Origin of the sequence: Paraburkholderia sp. J7, assembly GCF_905220155.1 — a bacterium.
Taxonomy (GTDB): Bacteria; Pseudomonadota; Gammaproteobacteria; order Burkholderiales; family Burkholderiaceae; genus Paraburkholderia.
In genome coordinates this window covers 38,897-57,968 of record NZ_CAJMYZ010000024.1, presented here as the reverse complement: position 1 = coordinate 57,968, position 19,072 = coordinate 38,897, and the positions used below count along the sequence as shown (strand labels likewise).

The window sequence follows — 19,072 nt, the reverse complement described above, 5'->3', positions numbered from 1 at the left end:
TTCATTACATCGTCATTCAGGCCGATTCCGTCACGCGCCTGAACCCCGCCCCCGCATGCCGCTCCGGCAACGTAGGCGCATCGCCAAACAATTTCTCCCGCAACGTGCCAGGTGCATACGCCGTCTTGTAGCGCCCACGCGCCTGCAACTCCGGCACGACGAGATCCACGAAATCCTCATAGCTCTCGGGCACCACGGTCCGGCTCAGATTGAAGCCATCCACATCGGCCTCGTCAATCCATGCCTGCAGTTCGTCCGCCACCTGCGAAGCGCTGCCGACGATCGCCGGATAGCGGCCGCCCAGCTCGAACATCTCGAGCAGCTTGCGCCTCGTCCAGCCATGTTGCTTCGCCGTGCGCGTGGCGGATTCGATCGCGTTGCCAGGCGCGTAGTCCACGGGGGCGTCGAGATCGTATTGCGCGTAATCGATACCCGTGCTCGACGCGAAATGCGCCAAGCCCGCTTCGCGGCTCGCATACTGGCGGTAATCGGCATACTTCTCGCGCGCCTCGCTCTCGGTCGCACCCGGCACCACCGCCGCGCCAACAAAAACCTTCACATCGTCGGGGCGGCGCCCCGCTTGCACCAGCTGTTCGCGCAGCGCGCGCACGGTCTCGCGCGCTGCGGCGCGGTTGGGCGGCGAAATGAACACGCATTCGGCATGGCGCGCCGCAAAGCGTTGCCCTCGCCCCGAACTGCCCGCCTGGAACAGCACCGGCGTGCGCTGCGGGGAAGGCTCCGCCAGGTGATAGCCGTCCACGCGGTAGTAGCGTCCGGCATGCTCCACGCGATGCAGCTTCGCAGGGTCCGCGAAAATACGCGCGGCCTTGTCGCGCCGCACGGCATCCGGCTCCCAGCTACCCTCCCAGAGTTTGTAGAGGACTTCCAGGTATTCGTCCGCGCGGTCGTAACGTTCGTCGTGCGGAAGTTGCTGCTCGAGCCCCATGGCGCGCGCCGCGCTGTCCAGATAGCCGGTCACGATGTTCCAGCCAATGCGGCCTTGCGTCAGGTGATCGAGCGTGGAAAAGCGCCGCGCCAGCAAATACGGCTGCTCGTACGTGAGGTTGACCGTCACGCCAAAGCCGAGATGCTCGGTTACGGCGGCCATGGCCGGCACCACGAGCGTGGGGTCGTTGACCGGCAACTGGATCGACTCGCGCAACGTCACGTCCACGTTGCGCTGATAGACGTCGTATACGCCCACGATATCGGCGAGAAACAGCCCGTCGAAAAGCCCGCGCTCCAGCGTGCGCGCGAGATTCGTCCAGTATACGAGTGTGCGGTAGTCGGTCGAGCGGTCGCGCGGATGCGTCCACAGCCCGTGATTGATGTGCCCCACGCAATTCATGTTGAACGCGTTGAGCAATATGGGTTTGTTGGCTTTTGCCATTGTAGGGCTTCTCCTGCGGCGTCGAACGGGTCCAATCGTCCATTGGAACAGCCCGCGTCTCGATCCCCTACCAGTTAATTCGCAATTGCATATCAGCTTTGCGGATGTGCGCGCGCCCTACGCTTTCACGGCTTCCTGCATTTCGGCCTGGGGCTCCCGCTTGAGCGCGAAAAGCGAGGCCGCAACGATCAGCATGCCGCCGATCCACGCAGGCACAGAAAGCCGCTCGCCCAGCCACACGCATGCAAAGAGGGCGCCGAACACGGGCTCGCTGCCCATGAGCAACGCCACGCGCGTGGGGCTGCTGCGGCTCACGGCGTAGTTCTGCACGAAGAACGCGAACAGCGTGCAACCCGCCACGAGATAGATCACGCTGCCCCAAAACACGCCGTGCCCCTGCCAGTGCGGCAGCGGCTGCCATTGTTCCGGCGCGACGGTGAGCGCGAGCACGGCGCAGCCGATCGAAACGACGGCGGACTGCACCGCTGTGACCGTGAGCGCCGGCACGGCACCCGACTTCATCACGCGCTTGACCGCGCACGTGGTCAATGCACGCAGCAGCGCGGCGAGCACGACCAGCAGGTCGCCGGGGCTCGCCGCAACATGTCCGCCCGTCAGGAGCAGCGCACCGAACAGCGACACGCCGGCCGCCGCCCATTCCACCGGGCGCGGCGCGCGCTTGAGCCACGCCCACTCCACGAGCGGCGTGAGCACCACGCACAGGCTGATAAGAAACGCCGCGTTCGAGGCGTTCGTGAGCGAAACGCCGAACGTCTCGGCCAGAAAGATGCCGAGCAGCAGCAGGCCCGCGCCAAGCACGCCAATGCGCTCGCGCCACATCACGTGACGCAACCCGCGCAGCGCGGGCGAAAGCAAAACAAACGTGATGCCAAAGCGCAGGGCAAGCAGCCCCAGCACCGGGTAGACGAGCAGCGCGCCCTTCACCACGCCATAGCTCGTGCCCCAGATGAGCGCGACGACAACGAGCAGCAGATCGACGGTGCGGGACGAACGGGTCAGGGCATTCATGGCAACGGGCTTGCGGATTGGTCAGGGACGAGCACATTGTCCGATAATGCTTTCGCAGCGATAATCCACTTCACCGGAACATCATTTATGCTCTGGATGCACAGATGATTTCGCCCAGCCAGCCATGACTCCCTCCGACCTCCTGCCCCTGCTGCCCGATCTGGCCACCTTCGCCCGTGTGGTCGATGCCGGTAATTTCTCGGTTGCGGCGCGCCAGCTCGGCAGCACGCCTTCCACCGTGAGCCGCCAGATGCAGCGGCTCGAACGCGCGCTCGGCACGCGCCTGCTGGAGCGCTCCACGCGCAGCCTGCGGCTCACGGAATCGGGCGCGGAGGTCTACCGGCACTGCACGGACATGGTCGAAGCCGCCGCGAGCGCGGCCCAGGCCGCCAGCCGCCTCACTGGCCGCCCGCATGGCCGCGTGAGCATCAGTGCCCCCATTTCGTTCGCGCAGAGCGTCGTTCATCCCCTGATTTCCGGCTTTTTGCGCGCATATGAGGAAGTCGCGGTGCAGCTCATCTTCACCGACCGGGACGTCGACCCCGTGCGCGACAGCGTCGATATCGTGATTCGCCCCACGCCCACGCCGCCGCCGGGGCTCGCGGCGCGCCGGCTCGGCACGCTGCAATGGATGCCGTGCGCGTCGCCCGCTTACCTGCGCGAGCGCGGCACGCCGAAGCACCCGAAGGACCTCGCGCGCCACGACTGCCTCTATCTCGGCGAAACGCCCGACGACAACCGCTGGACGTTCCGGCGCGGCGCGCAAACGCAAACCGTCGAGGTGAAGGGCCGCTATATCGCCAACGACGTGGGCGCGCGGCGCGACGCGGCGCTTGCAGACTGGGGCATTGCGAGCCTGCCAGAATTCGCCACGGCGGATGCGCTGCGCGACGGCCTGCTCGTGCGCGTGCTGCCCGAGTGGTCATTGGAGCCACGTGCGTACAGCGGCCCGGTGTGGATGCTCTATCCGCCCAATCGCTTTTTGCCGCCGAAGGTGCGCGTGTTGATCGACTGGCTCGCGCAGCATATGCCCGAGTGAGCGGCGGCCCGCCTCACCTTGCCTCGCCTTGCGTGAGACGATCGGGCATGAACTTGAGCAGCGCCGACATTCACCCACGTACGTCGACCTCCTAGACTGGCACATGTCAACGAATGCATGAGCCCTTCAAGGAAACACGATGCAAACTCTGCGAACGGATGTCGCCATCATCGGCGCCGGCACGGCCGGACTCTCCGCTTACCGCGCCGCGAAGGCGGAAGGTGCGAGCGCAATCATCATCGAAGGCGGCGCCTACGGCACGACGTGCGCGCGCGTGGGCTGTATGCCCTCGAAGCTGTTGATCGCAGCGGCCGAGGCGGCGCACGCGGTGAGTCTGGCGCCGCGCTTCGGCGTGAATCCGCGCGGCATGGAAATCGACGGGCGCGCCGTGATGGCGCGCGTGCGCAGCGAGCGCGACCGGTTCGTCGGTTTCGTCGTGGAAAGCACGCTCGCACTGCCCGAGGCGGACCGCCTGGTTGGGCATGCACGCTTCATCGACGACGGCCTGATCCAGGTTGGCGAGCACACGCGGGTGCGCGCAAAGAGCGTCGTGATCGCAACGGGATCGACGCCCACGATACCCGGGTCGCTCGCGGGACTTGGCGACCGGCTCATCGTCAACGACGACGTGTTCGCGTGGGAGGACCTGCCGCGCAGCGTGGCGGTGGTCGGTTCGGGTGTGATCGGCCTGGAACTTGGCCAGGCGCTCGCGCGGCTGGGTGTGCGGGTCACGTTGTACGGCGGCTCGCACGGCAGCGTGGGACCGCTCACAGACCCGCGTGTGATCGCCGAAGCGCACCGCGTGTTTGGCGCGGAAATGCACTTCGAAACGCAGGGACGTGTCGTATCCGCGACGCGCAACGATGCGGGCGTGACGCTTCGCTACGCCCGCGCGGATGACACGGAGTCCGAAGAGACATTTGATTACGTATTGGCGGCAGCGGGTCGGCATGCCAACGTGGCGACCCTTGGCCTCGCGAACACCTCGCTCGAACTCGACGCGCACGGTGTGCCGCGCTTCGACCCGGCTACGCTGCAAGCCAGTGGCGCGCCGGTGTTCGTGGCGGGCGACGCGAACGACGTGCTGCCGCTGCTCCACGAAGCCGCCGACGAGGGCCGCGCAGCGGGCCGCAATGCGGCGCGCTTTCCGGAGATCGAGGCCGTTGCGCGCCGCGCGCCGCTTGCCATCGTCTTCTCCGACCCGCAGATCGCGATCGCCGGCAAGTCGCACCGGCAACTGGCGGCGGGCAGTTTCGTGACGGGCGCCGTGAGCTTCGAGGACCAGGGTCGCAGCCGCGTGATGCTCAAGAACCACGGCGTCGGCCACGTCTACGTGGATCGGGCGACACGGCGCTTCGTGGGTGCGGAATGGTTTGGACCGGCGGCGGAGCATATCGGCCACCTGCTCGCGTGGAGCGTGCAGATGGGGCTGAGCGTGGACGACATGCTGGCGATGCCGTTCTATCACCCCGTAGTGGAAGAAGGATTGCGCACCGCGTTGCGTGACGCCGCCTCGCAACTGAACGACAAGGGCTAAGCAAGTTTTGCTTAGGCAACCTCACTAACTCACAAGGGCACACACACCGAAAATGAAAGCGCTCGTTCTCAACCAATACGATGGCCCGCTCGAACTTGCCACGCTCGATCGTCCGCAGCCGCAAACGGGCCAGGTGCTCGTGCGCATTCATGCGGCGGGGCTCAATCCGCTCGACGTGAAGATTCGCGCGGGCAAGGCCGACCATGCGAAGCATCCGTTGCCGCTCGTGCTAGGTATCGATATGGCGGGCGTGGTGGAAGCGGTTGGCGCGGGCGTCACGCGTCTCGCGCCGGGCGACGAGGTGTACGGCATGACAGGCGGCGTGGGTGGCATTCAAGGCGCGTTGGCCGAGTACGCCGCTGTGGATGCGGACCTCCTCGCGCGCAAGCCCGCGAATCTGTCCATGCGCGAAGCCGCCGCGCTGCCGCTTGCATTCATAACGGCTTGGTCGGGCATTGTCGATCGTGCGCATCTGGCGGCGGCTCAGAGCGTGCTGGTTCAGGGCGGTGCGGGGGGTGTCGGACACGTGGCCGTGCAGATTGCGCGGGCGCTTGGCGCTGAGGTCTTCGCGACGGGAAGCGCACGCAACCTGGATGTTATTTCGCAGTTGGGCGCGACGCCTGTTGACTATGGCTCGCTAAGTGTCGAGCAGTACGTTCAGGCGCACACGGCAGGCGCGGGCTTCGATCTCGTGGTGGATACCGTGGGCGGCAAAACGCTCGACGCTTCGTTTGCCGCGGTCAAGCATTTCGGGCATGTGGTGAGCGCGCTCGGGTGGGGGACGCATGCGCTCGCGCCGCTGTCGTTTCGTGAGGCGACGTATTCGGGTGTGTTTACGCTCTATCCGCTGTTGAGCGGGAAGCATCGTGCGCATCACGGTGAAATGCTCGCCGAGGCGACGCGGCTTGCCGAGGCGGGCAAGCTTGCGCCCCGGGTGGATGCGAGGCGCTTTGCGTTCGCGGATGCTGAGAGCGCTTATGGGGCCGTCGCCGACGGTAGTGCGGCTAGTAAGATTGTTGTTGAGATTGGTTGAGGGCTGCTTTGCGCGGGGCTTTTTTTTGCGGGTCCTGGCGCTTTGGCCTTTCCTTGTGTTCGTGTCGGTGTGCCAGCGTTGCCCCTGTGCGGGGCGGCACCTACTTTTCTTTGCAGCGGCAAAGAAAAGTAGGCAAAAGAAAGCCGCTCAAACCGCCAATGCCTGCCACAGTTCATCTCGCACCACGACAGGTGAATGGCTCCGGAGCGTCTGTCGCCTCGCACCATTCTCGTTAGTGACAAGGGGCTCGCCCGTTCCCGCTGCTCGCTACGCGCGCAGCGGCCGGGTCTGCAAGGGAAACCAGGGGTACGAGTCAGCTTTGCGGGAACTCACGCGCCGCAATGGTTTGGGGTTATGCCCTTCGGGGCGCGCAGCGCCGCCGGAAGGATGAGCGCCTTGTCACTCAGTCCAGTGGTGCGAGGTGACAGACGCTCCGGAGCCATTCACCTGGGGTGGTGCGAGGTGAACTGTGGCAGGCATTGGCGGTTTGAGCGGCTTTCTTTTGCCTACTTTTCTTTGCCGCTGCAAAGAAAAGTAGGTGCCGCCCCGCACAGGGGCAACGCTGGCATACCGACGCGAATACAAGGAAAGGCCAACCCGGCAAGAGAGCCACAAAAACAGCCCCAGCGGAGCCCACACTCTTAATGCTGCACACCCCAGCGCCGCACAGTGAGCCGCTCCAGCGTATCAAACACCAGATGCTCAACGAGCAGCCCAATCACAATAACGGCAGCAAGCCCGGCAAACACACGATCGGTATAAAGCTCGTTGCGGTTCTGAAAGATATACCACCCAAGCCCACCCTGCCCGGCGCTCGCGCCAAACACAAGTTCCGCGGCGATCAACGTGCGCCAGGCGAATGCCCAGCCTACACGCAGTCCCGCGATGATCGAGGGCAACGCCGCAGGCACGAGAATCAGCACGACCTGGCGCAGCCCGCTCAACCCATAGTTGCGCCCCGCCATGCGCAGCGTCGCGGGCACGCCCAGAAAACCCGTGTACATGTTCAGCGCGAGCGGCCACAGCACGGCATGCACGAGCACGAACAGCAAGCTGCCGGTGCCGAGCCCAAACCAGAGCAGCGCAATCGGCAGCAGTGCGATAGAAGGCAGCGGATTGAACATCGCGGTAAGCATGGAAAGCAAATCGCGACCCACACGCGTGGAAACCGCAAGCGACGTGAGCACGAACGCCAGCACCACGCCAATCGCATAGCCGCGCAGCAGAACCGACATCGATATGCCCGTTTTCACGAGCAATTCACCGCTCACAATGCCCTGCACAAACGCGGCAAGCGTCGCGCCGAATGTCGGCACGAGCAAATCGTTCGCTACCACGCGCGCCGTGACCTCCCAGCCCGCAATCAGCACGAGCGCGATGAGCGTGCGCCGAAACCAGCCCGCATCGAGCACACGCCGCGCAAGCGGCAGCGGCGCGGAGTCGGCGCCTGCCTGCACCGGCAGCAAGGGACGCTCGTATTCCGCGCGCACAGGCGGCAAAGGCGGCAGCGTAGGGTGTGGCGTGCTCATCGGCCGGCCTCCTTTTCAGCTTCGTTGTCGGCTTCGTTGTCGGCTTGACTGCCGGCTTCAGTATCGGTATCGAATAGCAGGCGATGGATGCGCGCCACGCTCTCGCGAAAGTCCACGCCACCCATGCTCGCGTGCGAATACGCGTGACTGTTCACCTCGGCGCGCACGCGCCCCGGGTGCGGCGAGAGCAGCAGAATGCGGTTGCCGACCACGAGCGCTTCCTCGATCGAATGGGTGACGAACAGCAGCGTGAAGCGCGCGTCGTCCCACAGGCGCAGCAGTTCCTCCTGCATCTTGCGGCGCGTGAGGGCGTCAAGCGCGGCGAAGGGTTCGTCCATCAGCAGCACGCGCGGCTGCATGGCGAGCGCACGCGCAATCGCCACGCGCTGCTTCATGCCGCCCGAAAGCGTGTGCGGGTAAGCATCGGCGAACGCGGCGAGTCCTACCTTGTCGAGGTAATGGAGCGCGCGCTCGCGTGCTTCGGCGCGCGGCAGTTTGCGCGCCACGCGCAACGGAAACGCCACGTTCTCGGCCACCGTCTTCCAGGGCGGCAACTGGTCGAACTCCTGGAACACCACCACGCGGTCGGCGCCCGGTCCGCGCACGGGTTCGCCCGCCAGCGAGATCGATCCCGACACCGGCTCGATAAAGCCAGCAATCGCCTTGAGCAAGGTGGACTTGCCGCAACCCGAAGGGCCCAGCAGCACGAAGCGGTCGGCGCCGTAGACGTCGAAGCTCACGTCCTGCGTGGCGCGCACGATGCGCTCGCGGCTGCGGTATTCGAGGCTGACGTTTTCGATGGCAAGCAGGCGTTCGCTGTGCGCCCCTGCCTGCTCTGCGCGTTCGGTATGCACTGGCCGCTCGCTCGCAGCGACGCGTTGCGCCGCGCCCGCTTCACGGCGCACGGCCGGTGCGCGCTCCCAGAATCTGGTGGTGGTGACGTTCACTTTTCGCAAATCCAGCAGATAAAACGTCAACATACGGGCACCCGGCGCGCCGCCCAACCAATGAATCGACATATTCAAACCAGGCCTGCATATAAGCGCTGGATGCTTGCCATCAATGCAAACGGGCCCACAAGGGGGCCCGTTATCCGGTGCTCGAACCGCGCTGGCTCAACTGCCGTTGGCAACCGCCGGATCGTCGAAGAAGTAATCGCGCCACGACTTCGGCTCGTTGCGGATCGCGCCCACGCGATACATGAATTGCGCCAGCGCGAGCGTATTCTGCGGCGCGGTCTTGAACTGCACCTGCGGATCGCGCAGGATCTTCAGGAGCAGATTGCGGTCGATCTTCGAGTCGTTCACGCGAATATAGATGTCCGCCGCCTGCTCGGGATGCGCGGCGATGAAGCTGGCCGCGTCGGCGAGCGCCGCCACGAATGCGCGATACGTCTTCGGGTTCTCGTCGCGGAACTTCTGCGTGGCGTAAAGCACCGTGGCCGAACTCGGGCCGCCCAGCACGTCGTACGAGTTGAGCACGATATGCGCCTTCGGGTTGGCCGCCAGTTCCTGCTGCTGGAACGGCGGATTGCCGAAGTGCGCCGTGATCACGCTGCTATTCGCGATGATCGCCGCCGTCGCGTCCGGGTGCGGAATCGCCTGACTGGATGCGTCGAGCCGGTCGAACTGCTTCTCGCCCCACTGTTTCGCCGCCGCGTATTGCAGCACGCGCGACTGCACGGAAACGCCCACTGCCGGCACGGCAATCCGGTCCTTGCTCGTGAAGTCGGCAATGGTCCTGACGTTTGGATTCGTGGTGACGAGGTAGTACGGCAGATTGCCGAGCGACGCCACGCCTTTCACGTTCTGCTTGCCGTGCGTGCGGTCCCACACCGTGAGCAGCGGGCCCACGCCCGCACCGGCCACGTCCACTGCGCCGGAAAGCAATGCATCGTTCACGGCCGCGCCGCCGGAAAGACGCAGCCAGTCGACCTTGATGTCGATGCCGGCCTTGCGGCCCTCCTGCTCGATGAAATGCTGGTCGCGCGCGACATTGAGCATCAGGTACACAACGCCGAACTGCTCCGCAATGCGGATCTGCCCTTCCGCGCGCGCCGGCGCAGGCGCGCTCAGGCCAAACGATGCGAGCACAACGGCGAGTGAAGCGGCGCCCGCGCGCCGCCACGCGTTCGCGCGGCTGGCGAACACATTACCGATAGAAAGCGACATGCTATGGATTCCTTTTTATTTTGTGCAATACGCTGCGCGCGAGAAGCGCGCCGCAGCGCGTATCAAAACGGCGTGTCGCCTTCGATGGTGGTGCGATAAAGCTTGCGGCGCAGATGATCGGGCGTGCCCGCCGCGAGATGCATGAGCGAACGGTTGTCCCAGAACACGAGGTCTTGCTCGCGCCATTCGTGGCGGTAGCAATGCTCCACCCGCACGCTGTGGGCGAACAACTCGTCGAGCAGCGCGCGGCTTTCGTCCTCAGGCAGATCGACGATGCGCGTCGTGAAGTGCTCGCTCACGAACAGCGCTTTGCGGCCCGTTTCGGGGTGCGTGCGCACGACCGGATGCACAACGGGCTTGACCTGCGCGATCTGCTCCGCGGTGAGATTCGGCCGCCACGGGCTGCGCGCCTGAAGTTCCGCATAGCGCGCGAGATAGGTGTGCTCGGCGCGCCGCCCTTGCACGGCGCTGCGCAAGTGCGCAGGCAGCGTGTCCCACGCGAGATGCATGTTGGCAAACAGCGTGTCCCCGCCCTCCGCGGGCAACTCCTGCGCGTGCAGCAGCGAACCGAGGCTCGGCTTCTCCTTGTATGAAAGATCGGAATGCCAGAAATGGCCCGCATCGCCAAGGCCAATGGGCTTGCCGTTCTCCACGATGTTCGAAACGATCAGCACTTCCGGGTGGCCCGGCAGCGCGAACTGGTGCAGCACGTGGATCTGCAGCGGCCCGAAGCGGCGGCTGAACTCGACCTGTTGTTCCGGCGTGATGCGCTGGTCGCGAAACACCAGCACGTGATGATCGAGGTGCGCGCGATGAATGCGTGCGAAATCCTCGCTTGAAACCGGCTTCGCGAGATCGAGGCCGACGACTTCCGCGCCAAGTGGCGCATTCAAGGGAACAATCTCGAAGTGCTGGGACGCGGCGGCCGCGCTCGAAGGGGCAAAAGCAGCGGCAGAAGCCGTGAATGTGGCGGGGGTAGTCACGCAGCAAGCCTTTCAGGTAAGCAATAGCTTCAATCTACGTGATCCGCACGCCGGCTGACAACGAAGCAAATCCGATACGTTTATCCGTTCGAGTCATAAAGGCGCTGTTAAGGCATACGGCGCGTGCGCCGGTGAAGCACGCGGCGTACCGCCATTTCGCGCACACCGCGCATAACTTCCATGCGCGGTGCGCGCGCCTGGAGCGAGCGTGTCCAAATGGGAATACGATCACAAGCGTGAGCACCCCTGCCTGCGCGAACGGGCACTGCCTTCGCCACACCGCCCATCAACGTTTGAACGTCCCGCTCCGTGAAGCGCGGCGCGCCCACGCTCGCGCCGCTCTCGGCAGCAACCTTGTGATGCGCTTTCTATGCATCGGCTCGGTAAGCCAAATGGAGGGACGCGATGGTGCCAATCCGCAAAACGTGCGCCCCCAGGGTCCCAAGCGCGGTTGACTAGCTGGCACCGCTTTTGCGCATCCATGCCTTCGCGCGCTGCCGCCCGCATGCAGCGCGCCCCTGCCGAGGAGTCCGAGCTCATGTCATCGAATGCAACCTCGAATGCCACGCCCACCAAGGCCGATCCATCCGATCTCGACCGCCGCGTCATCGACACGATCCGCACCTTGTCGATGGACGCCGTGCAAAAAGCCAATTCCGGCCACCCCGGCACCCCCATGGCGCTCGCGCCGCTCGCATACCAGATCTGGCAGCATCATCTGCGTTATGACCCTGCCGCGCCGCTATGGCCAAACCGCGACCGCTTCGTGCTCTCGAACGGTCACGCTTCCATGCTGCTCTACTCGCTGTTGCACCTTACAGGCGTGCAAGCCGTAGACGAGCAAGGCAAGCTCACGGGCAAGCCCGCGGTCTCGCTCGACGATATCAAACACTTTCGCCAGCTCGACAGCGTGACGCCGGGGCACCCGGAATATCGCATGACAACGGGCGTGGAGACGACCACCGGGCCGCTCGGCCAGGGGCTCGGCAACAGCGTGGGCATGGCCATGGCCGAGCGCTGGCTCGCGCAGCGCTTCAATCGCCCCGACGCCACGATCTTCGACTACCGCGTCTATGCGCTGTGCGGCGACGGCGACATGATGGAAGGCGTCTCGCACGAGGCGGCTTCGCTCGCGGGCCACCTCGGTCTGTCGAATCTGATCTGGTTTTACGACAGCAACCACATCACGATCGAAGGACGCACCGACCTCGCCTATCGCGACGACGTCGAATCGCGTTTTCGCGGCTACCACTGGCACACGCTGCACGTGGACGACGCCAACGACACGAACGCGATCGAAGCCGCCATCGAAGCAGCGCAGGCCGTGACCGACAAGCCGACGCTCATCGTGGTGAAAAGCATCATCGGCTGGGGCGCGCCGAACCGGCAGGACACGGCGGCGGCGCACGGCGAGGCGCTGGGCGAAGAGGAAGTGCGCCTCGCCAAGCGTGCGTACGGCTGGCCGGAGGACGCTCAATTCCTCGTGCCCGATGGCGTGTACGAGCGTTTCGCGCAAGGCATGGGCGCGCGCGGCACGGCGGCGCACGAAACGTGGAAGCAACGCTACGACGACTATGCGAAGCGCTACCCCGAGCCGGCGAAAGAACTGAGCCTGATGCTCGAGGGCAAGCTGCCCGAGGGCTGGGACGCCGACATTCCGACCTTCGAAGCCGATGAAAAGGGCCTTGCCACGCGCGATTCATCGGGCAAGGTGCTCAACGCCATTGCGCAACGCGTGCCGTGGATGATCGGCGGCGCCGCCGACCTCTCGCCCTCCACCAAGACCAATCTCAAGTTCGAGGGCGCAGGAAGCTTCGAGCGCGATCACTACGACGGCCGCAACCTGCACTTCGGCATTCGCGAGCACGGCATGGGCGCGGTCTGCAATGGCCTCGCGCTTTCGGGCTTGCGACCGTTCGCATCGACGTTCCTCATTTTCAGCGACTACATGAAGCCCCCCATCCGGCTCGCCGCGATCATGGAGCTGCCCGTGGTCTACGTGTTCACGCACGATTCGATTGGTCTTGGCGAGGACGGGCCCACGCACCAGCCGATCGAGCAACTCGCCGCGCTGCGCAGCGTACCGGACCTCCTCACGCTGCGCCCCGCCGACGCCAACGAAACCGCAGAGGCCTGGCGCGTGGCGCTCACGCGTGCGCATGAACCGGCCTGCCTCGTGTTGACACGCCAGGCCCTGCCCACGCTCGACCGCACGAAATACGCGAGCGCACAAGGCGTGCGGCGCGGCGCCTATGTGCTCGCCGACGCACCCGATGGCAAGCAGCCCGAAGTGCTGCTCCTCGCCACGGGCAGCGAAGTTTCGCTATGTATTTCCGCATACGAAACGCTGCAAAACGAGGGGATCGCCGCGCGCGTGGTCTCGATGCCTTCATGGGGCCTGTTCGAGCTGGAAGACGAGGCATACCGCGATTCGGTGCTGCCGCCGGGCATCCATGCGCGCGTGGCCGTGGAGCAAGCCGCTTCGCTCGGCTGGGACCGCTACGTCGGCCGCTTCGGCGCGCAGATCGTGATGCGCACATTTGGCGCCTCCGCGCCTATCAAGGCGCTGAGGACCAAATTCGGCTTCACGCCGGAGCACGTGGTGGAAGAAGCGAAGAAGCAGATTGCGCGCTGCAAGTCGGGAGCCCGCGAGTAAGCCGTCAGTGCCTGCTTGTGCCGTACATGCGCAAATAGCCACTGTGAAGCGTCACCGGCTTGCCGTCCGTCTCCTCGATGAGCCGGGCGGCGGCCGCTTCGATGGCGGCGCGGTTGCGGTGGAACGCGAGGCGCAGGTCGGGCTCGCGCAACGATCTCGCGCCGAAGCGATCCTCCAGCGCTTCAGCGGTTATCGCGCAGTCCACCGGGACCGAATCCGCCACGGCAACAAACGTGAGCGCGTACTCCTGCGTGTCGTACTCGACCGGACCTTCGGGAAAGGAAATGTTCATGACGGGTGGACTCCTGAATATCGGGCGCGTAACCAATCAAGCGCCGCCGCGTGGCGGCGCGCAGGCGACCTGTCAACGCCGCGAGATGCCGAAAAGCAGGCTGGCCAGGAAGAGAATCACGAATATCAGGAACAGAATCTTGGCGATGCCCGCAGCACCCGCGGCGATCCCGCCAAACCCGAAGACAGCCGCGATGATGGCTATGACGAAAAATACGATCGCGTAGTAAAGCATTGCCGGCTCCTTTGGAAGTATCCCTCCTCTATGCGCAACGGCCGTGCCCGAGCGGACTTTCGCGCAGGCGCGAGAATTCCCAAGCCTCCAGTGGGGACAGTTCCAACATGTCTCACGGCGCCTGGGCGCGCATGGCCACGCGTAGCGAATCTTGTAGCGAGAAGGTGGAGACATTCCCAATCCCTACGGAAGCACCATGACGACAACCCACAACAAACTTCGGTATGCCGCTGCTTCGATATTGACCGTGCTCTTCTGCCTGCTTGCGGCAACCGCACACGCGGCAGGCTTCAAGCGGCTCGACATTCCCGCCGACGCCAACGGCCCGGCATTGAAAGCCATGGTATGGACGCCATGTGCCGAGCCCGCGGAGGACGTGCCGTTCGGTCCATACATCCTGCGCGGGCGGCGCGACTGTCCGACGACTGGCGAGAAGCTCCCGCTCGTCGTCATTTCGCACGGCCACACCGGCTCGTTTCTGGGTCATCATGACCTTGCCGAGACGCTGGCCGACGCGGGCTTCGTTGTGGCCGCTATCAACCACCCCGGCGACTCGTTCGCCGATCCGGGCCGCTCGGGCGATATCTCCGTGTTCATCGAGCGGCCGGCCGATATCAAGCGCGTGATCGACTACATGCTGAGCGCCGCGCCAGACGCCGCGAAAATCGACCCGCAACGCATTGGCTTCTTTGGCTTTTCGCGCGGCGGCTATACGGGTCTTGTGTTAGCGGGCGGCGTGCCGGACTTCCAGCACGCCGATGTGCCTTGCCCGGACCCGCGGCCGCCGGTCTGCGACGAAGTTGCGCGTGGAGACGTGCCCACGCAGCCGCTGCCGGCCGACGCGCGAATCAAGGCGTTCGTGCTCGCCGACCCGCTCAATGAATTCCCTGCCGCGAGCGATCTGAAGAACGTCACCGCGCCCATCCAGATGTGGGCTTCGCAGTATGGCGGCGACGGCGTCATGCCCCACAACGCGCCCGCGCTCGCGAAGACACTGCCCCGCAAACCCGACTATCACTTCGTGCCGAACTCGGCGCATTTCGCCTTTCTCGCGCCCTGCGCCGAGGCTATGAAAGAGCAGATGCGCGAGATTTGCGTGGATGAGCACGGTTTCGACCGGGTCGCCTTTCATCAGGCATTCGACGCCAGCGTGCTCGCGTTTTTCCAGGCGAACTTGCGCTAACTTTCCCGCTTCCCTTCGTGCGGCCCTGTGACCCAGCCGCCGCATTGTCGCTTCGGCCATCGCGTCGTCAGTTTCGCGCCAGCATCGGCAGGTAACATCAGTGCAAAGGAAGGCATCACGCGAAACCGGCGCAAGACGAAACAGGGAGATGGCTGAATGCGTTCTTTTCCGCTATTCATTGTCGGCGCACCGCGTTCGGGAACAACGTTTCTCTGCTCTGTTCTCAATGCGCACCCGCACATCCAGCTAACCAACGAATGCCGGGTTTTCGCGCTGGTCAAGGAAATGCTGGATGTGGGCAGCCAGCGCCCCGATTTGATGAGCGGCGCCTGCCGCGACCGCTTCAACGCCTTTGGCCGCCGCACGCTTGGCGCCTGGGTCGAGCGCTTCTATCGTGAAGACCTCGAAATGTCGGCGCCGATCTGGGGCGACAAACATCCCCCTTACGCCGATCCTACGATTCTTTCCGGCCGCATCGGCGCAATCGAGCGCTTGCCGCGCTCCGGGTCGTGCCTGCGGCTCATCCACGAACTGTTGCCCAATGCGCGCTTCATTCATCTTCATCGCGACCCCGGCTGGGTCGCCAATTCGCTGGTGCGCAAGCACTGGATCGGGTCCGTCAACGACGGCGTTCGCGTGTGGGGGCAGTATGTGACCGAAATCATCGACTTCTTTGCGGAGATTCCGGCGGAGCAGACTTTGACGGTCGGCTATCGCAATCTGATCGAGGATGCGGACACGACGATCGCAAGCATCGGGCGCTTTCTGGGCCTCACGGACGCTTCGCCGATCCGCGATTTCCTGCACGCCCAGCGCAGTGCGCCAACGCCGTTCAGCGACCCGGTGACCGATATCGCCGATCTCTACGTCGTCCCGCCTACCCCAACAACGGATAACGCGCTGCTCGCCCTTGCGGAAAAGGCGGCGACGCAACTTGGCTATTCGGCACCCGCCACTCTTTCGGAATCCATATAATTACTGCAAAGCAGCGCTCGAAAGACGAGGTACGCACGCGATTGCAGGCACGGCGAATTAAGCACGATGATGAGGCAGTCGGTAGCCTGGCGTTCGGAGAAGTCCGCACCGAAGGTCACGGCGCGGACCAGGAGAACCTGATATCGGCGTCAGGCATTGCCACCCGCGCGACTCTCCAGAACGCTTCTTACCACCGGAACGGCTGAAAAGGCGTTCGGCCATCCCGCGTACCAGGCAAGGTGAGAGACCGCTTCGGAAACCTCTTCAGGTTTCAGCCCGTTGTCCATTGCCTTGTTCAGGTGGAACGTCACCTGCGCGACGTGTCCGGCGGTGATCAGCGACGCAACCGTCACGAGACTCCGGTCGCGTGGCGACAGATCGGGCCGAAGCCAGAGGTCGCGAAACAGAACCGCACCCGTGTCGGCCACGAGTCCCGGTGAAGCCGTGCCGACCATTTGCTCCACGGCCTGCGCACGCCTCGCCTCCGCCTGCATGTCCAGCGGCATCAAGGCCGGCGATTCAGCGGGAAGCTGATCTTCACCAATGGCCCGGTCGGCGAACACACGCCCGATAGCGGCCGCCGCCGTCGTGCCGGTGCACCAGCCCGCATAGAACGCGAGATGCGTCACGATCTCCGACATCTCTTTTGGCGCGACGCCGTGATCGAGGGCGAAGTTCGCGTAGAACGGCAGCGCATCGATTCGCCCCTGGGTGATAACAGCCGCCAGCGTGACAATGCTCCGATCCCTTCGCGAAAGGCCGGCGCGCGACCACACCTTGCCAAAGAGCGCTTCCTGCTCATAGCGAGCCAGTGCCGGAGAGCAAGCGTAGACATCCATAATATTCATTCGTCATCCTGAAGAAAGAGGAAACGCTCACGGTGTGCTCCCTCGACGATTTCCTTGCGGATACTGACGCCAGAATTAGTCGGTGACCAGCGGGCCCGACGTGTATTGCTCGTCCGTAACGGGCTCCATCCATTCGACGTTCTTTCCGTCGAGCATCTCGGTGATCGCGACGTGCGACATCGCAGTGGTCGGCGCTGCGCCGTGCCAGTGACGCTTGCCGCATGAGCAGGCGACGATATCGCCGGCCCGGATCTCCGTGCGTGCACCACCCTCGCACTGCGTCCAGCCCACGCCCGACAGCACGACCAGCGTTTGCCCCAACGGATGGGTATGCCAATGCGTGCGCGCACCGGGCTCGAATGTCACGATGGCGCCGCCGGCTCGGCCAGGTTCCTCCGCCTGGAACGGGCTGTCGATCCGCACCGAGCCCGTGAAGAAGCTCTCCGGCCCCTTGATCGAAGGCTTTGTTCCGTTGCGGATGATGGTTTGTGCCGGCGTGGTCATGATTTGCGTCCTTTGCAGTGTGGTCCGATGGTGAAAACACCCAACCGACAATCTAGTTCTTCAGCCGTGCGCCGACTAGATGGCAGAATCGGCATAGATTTATGCTATGGTGCATAAATGGAAATTCCCGACCTGAACGAACTGATCGCGCTGCTCACAGTGGCACAGGAGCGCAGCTTCACGCGCGCCGCGAGAAGGCTGGGCGTATCGCAATCGTCGCTTAGCAGGAGCGTGGCGGCGCTCGAGCGGCGGCTAGGCTCGCTGCTGCTGGTGCGCACCACACGCAGCGTGTCGACCACCGAGGCCGGTCAGCAGCTCCTGAACGGTGTCACGCCCAAGCTCGAAGAGATCGACGCCGAACTGCGCGCGATAGCCGAATTGCGTGAGCGCGCCGTCGGAACGGTCCGCATCACGGCAACGGACTATGCGGCCAACCAGTACATCTGGCCGAAGCTTCAGGGGGTGCTGCGCGAGAACCCCGATCTGCGCATCGAACTCATCAACGACTACGGATTTACCGACATCGTCGCCGAGCGGTTCGACATTGGTGTGCGGCTCGGCGATCAGGTGGAAAAAGACATGATCGCCGTGCGCATTGCGCCGGACGAAACGCTCGCGATCGTGGGCGCGCCCGACTATTTCGCCACAGCGCCGGCGCTCGCGCATCCACGGCAGTTGACGGCGCACAACTGCATCAATCTCAGGCTGCCCCGCACCGATACCGACCTGCCGTGGGAGTTTCACAAGGGCAACAAGCACATCGAGGTCAGGGTTCGCGGCCAGCTCGTTTTCAATAATTCGTATCAGATGCTCGACGCAGCCTTGCGCGGTTTTGGACTCGCCTACATTCCGCGCGCATTGGCCGAGCGCCATGTGCGCGAAGGCCGACTGCAATGGGTGCTGGAAGACTGGTTTCCCACCTTTACCGGCCACCACGCCTACTATGCGACGCGGCGCCAGTCCGCGCTCGCGGTACGGCTGATCATCGCTGCGTTGCGTGATGGCGCGGCCGATTGAATGAACTCATCGACTGCGAGGTGATTGGCGACTGAAGTCGTGGATAGTAAGATGTGCTAATGCTTCGGGGTCGCCGCTAATGGAGTGAGTGCGGCCTTGCGTATGCCTGCTCAAGTTTGCCGCGGCGACTCGGCGTCTACGTACACCCATGCCGATGCGCCTGAAGCAAGAACGACGCGATCACGCCGATATGCATCGACTTCGTAGTCGTCCGCATGTTGAAGTTCTTCGGGTGTGATCGCGAAGACCATACCGCTCACCTTGTCGGTCGTGTTGGCCGTATAGGTCACGACAGGATGATGCGTCTTCCCGCTTGTCCTGACGACTTCGGGGTCGTCGATCTTCAGCATGGTCAGTGAATAGCCGGGCATGTCATCAGCGTGGCCGTCAAGTTTCCGGCCAAACGTTGCCAGTTGCACCTGCTCGAGCTGAAGCGTGCCGTATGAAAAGAGATTTTCTGAAAATACCTGATCAGTGTTAGCCATAATGTCCAAGCAAGACGCGTGTGGGCCCGTATTTTACAACCGGACACGAATGGCTTGCCAGCCGGTTTGCCGAGTTCGATGGACCATGGTCGTGGACATATTGCGTTTGCGCTGCCAGCAACCAGGCGGATCGGTGAACTTGCGGTCATCGCTCTGGATCTCGTGCT

General features: G+C 64.1%; 18 protein-coding genes. 7 read left to right on the top strand and 11 right to left on the bottom strand.

Features of this window, described 5'->3' with window-relative positions; all coding sequences use genetic code 11:
• Positions 1–16: 16 nt before the first annotated feature.
• Both U5A58_RS32065 and U5A58_RS32060 read right to left on the bottom strand, forming a co-directional pair.
• Positions 17–1,390 carry an LLM class flavin-dependent oxidoreductase gene (locus U5A58_RS32065; RefSeq protein ID WP_321964415.1) on the bottom strand — a complete coding sequence of 458 codons (1,374 nt, stop codon included), beginning with the start codon at positions 1,388–1,390 and terminating at the stop codon, positions 17–19.
• Between the two features lie 117 nt (positions 1,391–1,507).
• The gene (locus U5A58_RS32060) at positions 1,508–2,419 is read right to left on the bottom strand and encodes a DMT family transporter (RefSeq protein WP_321964414.1); all 912 of its coding nucleotides are present in this window, start codon (positions 2,417–2,419) and stop codon (positions 1,508–1,510) included.
• 124 nt (positions 2,420–2,543) lie between these two features.
• Between U5A58_RS32060 and U5A58_RS32055 the strand changes: the two genes are divergently transcribed.
• The 3 genes from U5A58_RS32055 to U5A58_RS32045 all read left to right on the top strand — a co-directional run bounded on the left by U5A58_RS32055 (position 2,544) and on the right by U5A58_RS32045 (position 6,028).
• The gene (locus U5A58_RS32055) at positions 2,544–3,458 is read left to right on the top strand and encodes a LysR family transcriptional regulator (RefSeq protein ID WP_321964413.1); all 915 of its coding nucleotides are present in this window, start codon (positions 2,544–2,546) and stop codon (positions 3,456–3,458) included.
• Between the two features lie 139 nt (positions 3,459–3,597).
• Positions 3,598–4,995, top strand: coding sequence for a dihydrolipoyl dehydrogenase (locus U5A58_RS32050; protein ID WP_321964412.1), 1,398 nt, complete (start codon positions 3,598–3,600; stop codon positions 4,993–4,995).
• Positions 4,996–5,047: 52 nt separating this feature from the next.
• Positions 5,048–6,028: a zinc-dependent alcohol dehydrogenase family protein gene (locus U5A58_RS32045; protein ID WP_321964411.1), complete on the top strand. Its 981-nt coding sequence runs from the start codon at positions 5,048–5,050 to the stop codon at positions 6,026–6,028.
• 641 nt (positions 6,029–6,669) lie between these two features.
• On the opposite strand, the gene U5A58_RS32040 is transcribed toward U5A58_RS32045, so the two are convergent.
• The 4 genes from U5A58_RS32040 to U5A58_RS32025 all read right to left on the bottom strand — a co-directional run bounded on the left by U5A58_RS32040 (position 6,670) and on the right by U5A58_RS32025 (position 10,711).
• A complete protein-coding gene (locus U5A58_RS32040) occupies positions 6,670–7,557 on the bottom strand; it encodes an ABC transporter permease (RefSeq protein ID WP_321915177.1) in 888 nt (295 codons plus the stop codon).
• Entirely contained in the window at positions 7,554–8,411 is an 858-nt protein-coding gene (locus U5A58_RS32035) for an ABC transporter ATP-binding protein (RefSeq protein ID WP_321964487.1), read from the bottom strand. The genes U5A58_RS32040 and U5A58_RS32035 overlap by 4 nt, the downstream gene beginning before the upstream one ends.
• 261 nt (positions 8,412–8,672) lie before the next feature.
• Positions 8,673–9,728, bottom strand: a complete 1,056-nt coding sequence (locus tag U5A58_RS32030) for an ABC transporter substrate-binding protein (RefSeq protein ID WP_321964410.1) — start codon at positions 9,726–9,728, stop codon at positions 8,673–8,675.
• Positions 9,729–9,790: 62 nt separating this feature from the next.
• Positions 9,791–10,711 carry a TauD/TfdA dioxygenase family protein gene (locus tag U5A58_RS32025; protein WP_415774323.1) on the bottom strand — a complete coding sequence of 307 codons (921 nt, stop codon included), beginning with the start codon at positions 10,709–10,711 and terminating at the stop codon, positions 9,791–9,793.
• A gap of 538 nt (positions 10,712–11,249) precedes the next feature.
• On the opposite strand from U5A58_RS32025, the gene tkt reads away from it, so the two are divergent.
• On the top strand, positions 11,250–13,367 hold the full coding sequence (gene tkt / locus U5A58_RS32020) for a transketolase (RefSeq protein WP_321964409.1): 2,118 nt from the start codon (positions 11,250–11,252) through the stop codon (positions 13,365–13,367).
• A 4-nt stretch (positions 13,368–13,371) separates the two neighbouring features.
• Here the strand turns inward: tkt and U5A58_RS32015 are convergent, their stop codons facing one another.
• Together U5A58_RS32015 and U5A58_RS32010 are read right to left on the bottom strand one after the other, a co-directional pair.
• Positions 13,372–13,659: a DUF1488 domain-containing protein gene (locus U5A58_RS32015; RefSeq protein WP_321915181.1), complete on the bottom strand. Its 288-nt coding sequence runs from the start codon at positions 13,657–13,659 to the stop codon at positions 13,372–13,374.
• Positions 13,660–13,731: 72 nt separating this feature from the next.
• The gene (locus U5A58_RS32010) at positions 13,732–13,893 is read right to left on the bottom strand and encodes a DUF1328 domain-containing protein (RefSeq protein WP_158761410.1); all 162 of its coding nucleotides are present in this window, start codon (positions 13,891–13,893) and stop codon (positions 13,732–13,734) included.
• A 196-nt stretch (positions 13,894–14,089) separates the two neighbouring features.
• Here U5A58_RS32010 and U5A58_RS32005 point away from each other — a divergent pair, with 196 nt between their 5' ends.
• Entirely contained in the window at positions 14,090–15,076 is a 987-nt protein-coding gene (locus U5A58_RS32005) for an alpha/beta hydrolase (RefSeq protein WP_321964408.1), read from the top strand.
• Between the two features lie 156 nt (positions 15,077–15,232).
• The gene (locus U5A58_RS32000) at positions 15,233–16,051 is read left to right on the top strand and encodes a sulfotransferase (protein WP_321964407.1); all 819 of its coding nucleotides are present in this window, start codon (positions 15,233–15,235) and stop codon (positions 16,049–16,051) included.
• A 149-nt stretch (positions 16,052–16,200) separates the two neighbouring features.
• Here the strand turns inward: U5A58_RS32000 and U5A58_RS31995 are convergent, their stop codons facing one another.
• A complete protein-coding gene (locus tag U5A58_RS31995; protein WP_321964406.1) occupies positions 16,201–16,890 on the bottom strand; it encodes a carboxymuconolactone decarboxylase family protein in 690 nt (229 codons plus the stop codon).
• Positions 16,891–16,974: 84 nt separating this feature from the next.
• Positions 16,975–17,403, bottom strand: a complete 429-nt coding sequence (locus U5A58_RS31990; RefSeq protein ID WP_321915187.1) for a cupin domain-containing protein — start codon at positions 17,401–17,403, stop codon at positions 16,975–16,977.
• A 117-nt stretch (positions 17,404–17,520) separates the two neighbouring features.
• On the opposite strand from U5A58_RS31990, the gene U5A58_RS31985 reads away from it, so the two are divergent.
• Complete coding sequence (locus tag U5A58_RS31985) at positions 17,521–18,420, top strand: LysR family transcriptional regulator (RefSeq protein WP_321964405.1); 900 nt, start codon at positions 17,521–17,523, stop codon at positions 18,418–18,420.
• Positions 18,421–18,530: 110 nt separating this feature from the next.
• Here the strand turns inward: U5A58_RS31985 and U5A58_RS31980 are convergent, their stop codons facing one another.
• Positions 18,531–18,905 carry a gamma-glutamylcyclotransferase family protein gene (locus tag U5A58_RS31980; protein ID WP_321964404.1) on the bottom strand — a complete coding sequence of 125 codons (375 nt, stop codon included), beginning with the start codon at positions 18,903–18,905 and terminating at the stop codon, positions 18,531–18,533.
• Between the last annotated feature and the right edge of the window lie 167 nt (positions 18,906–19,072).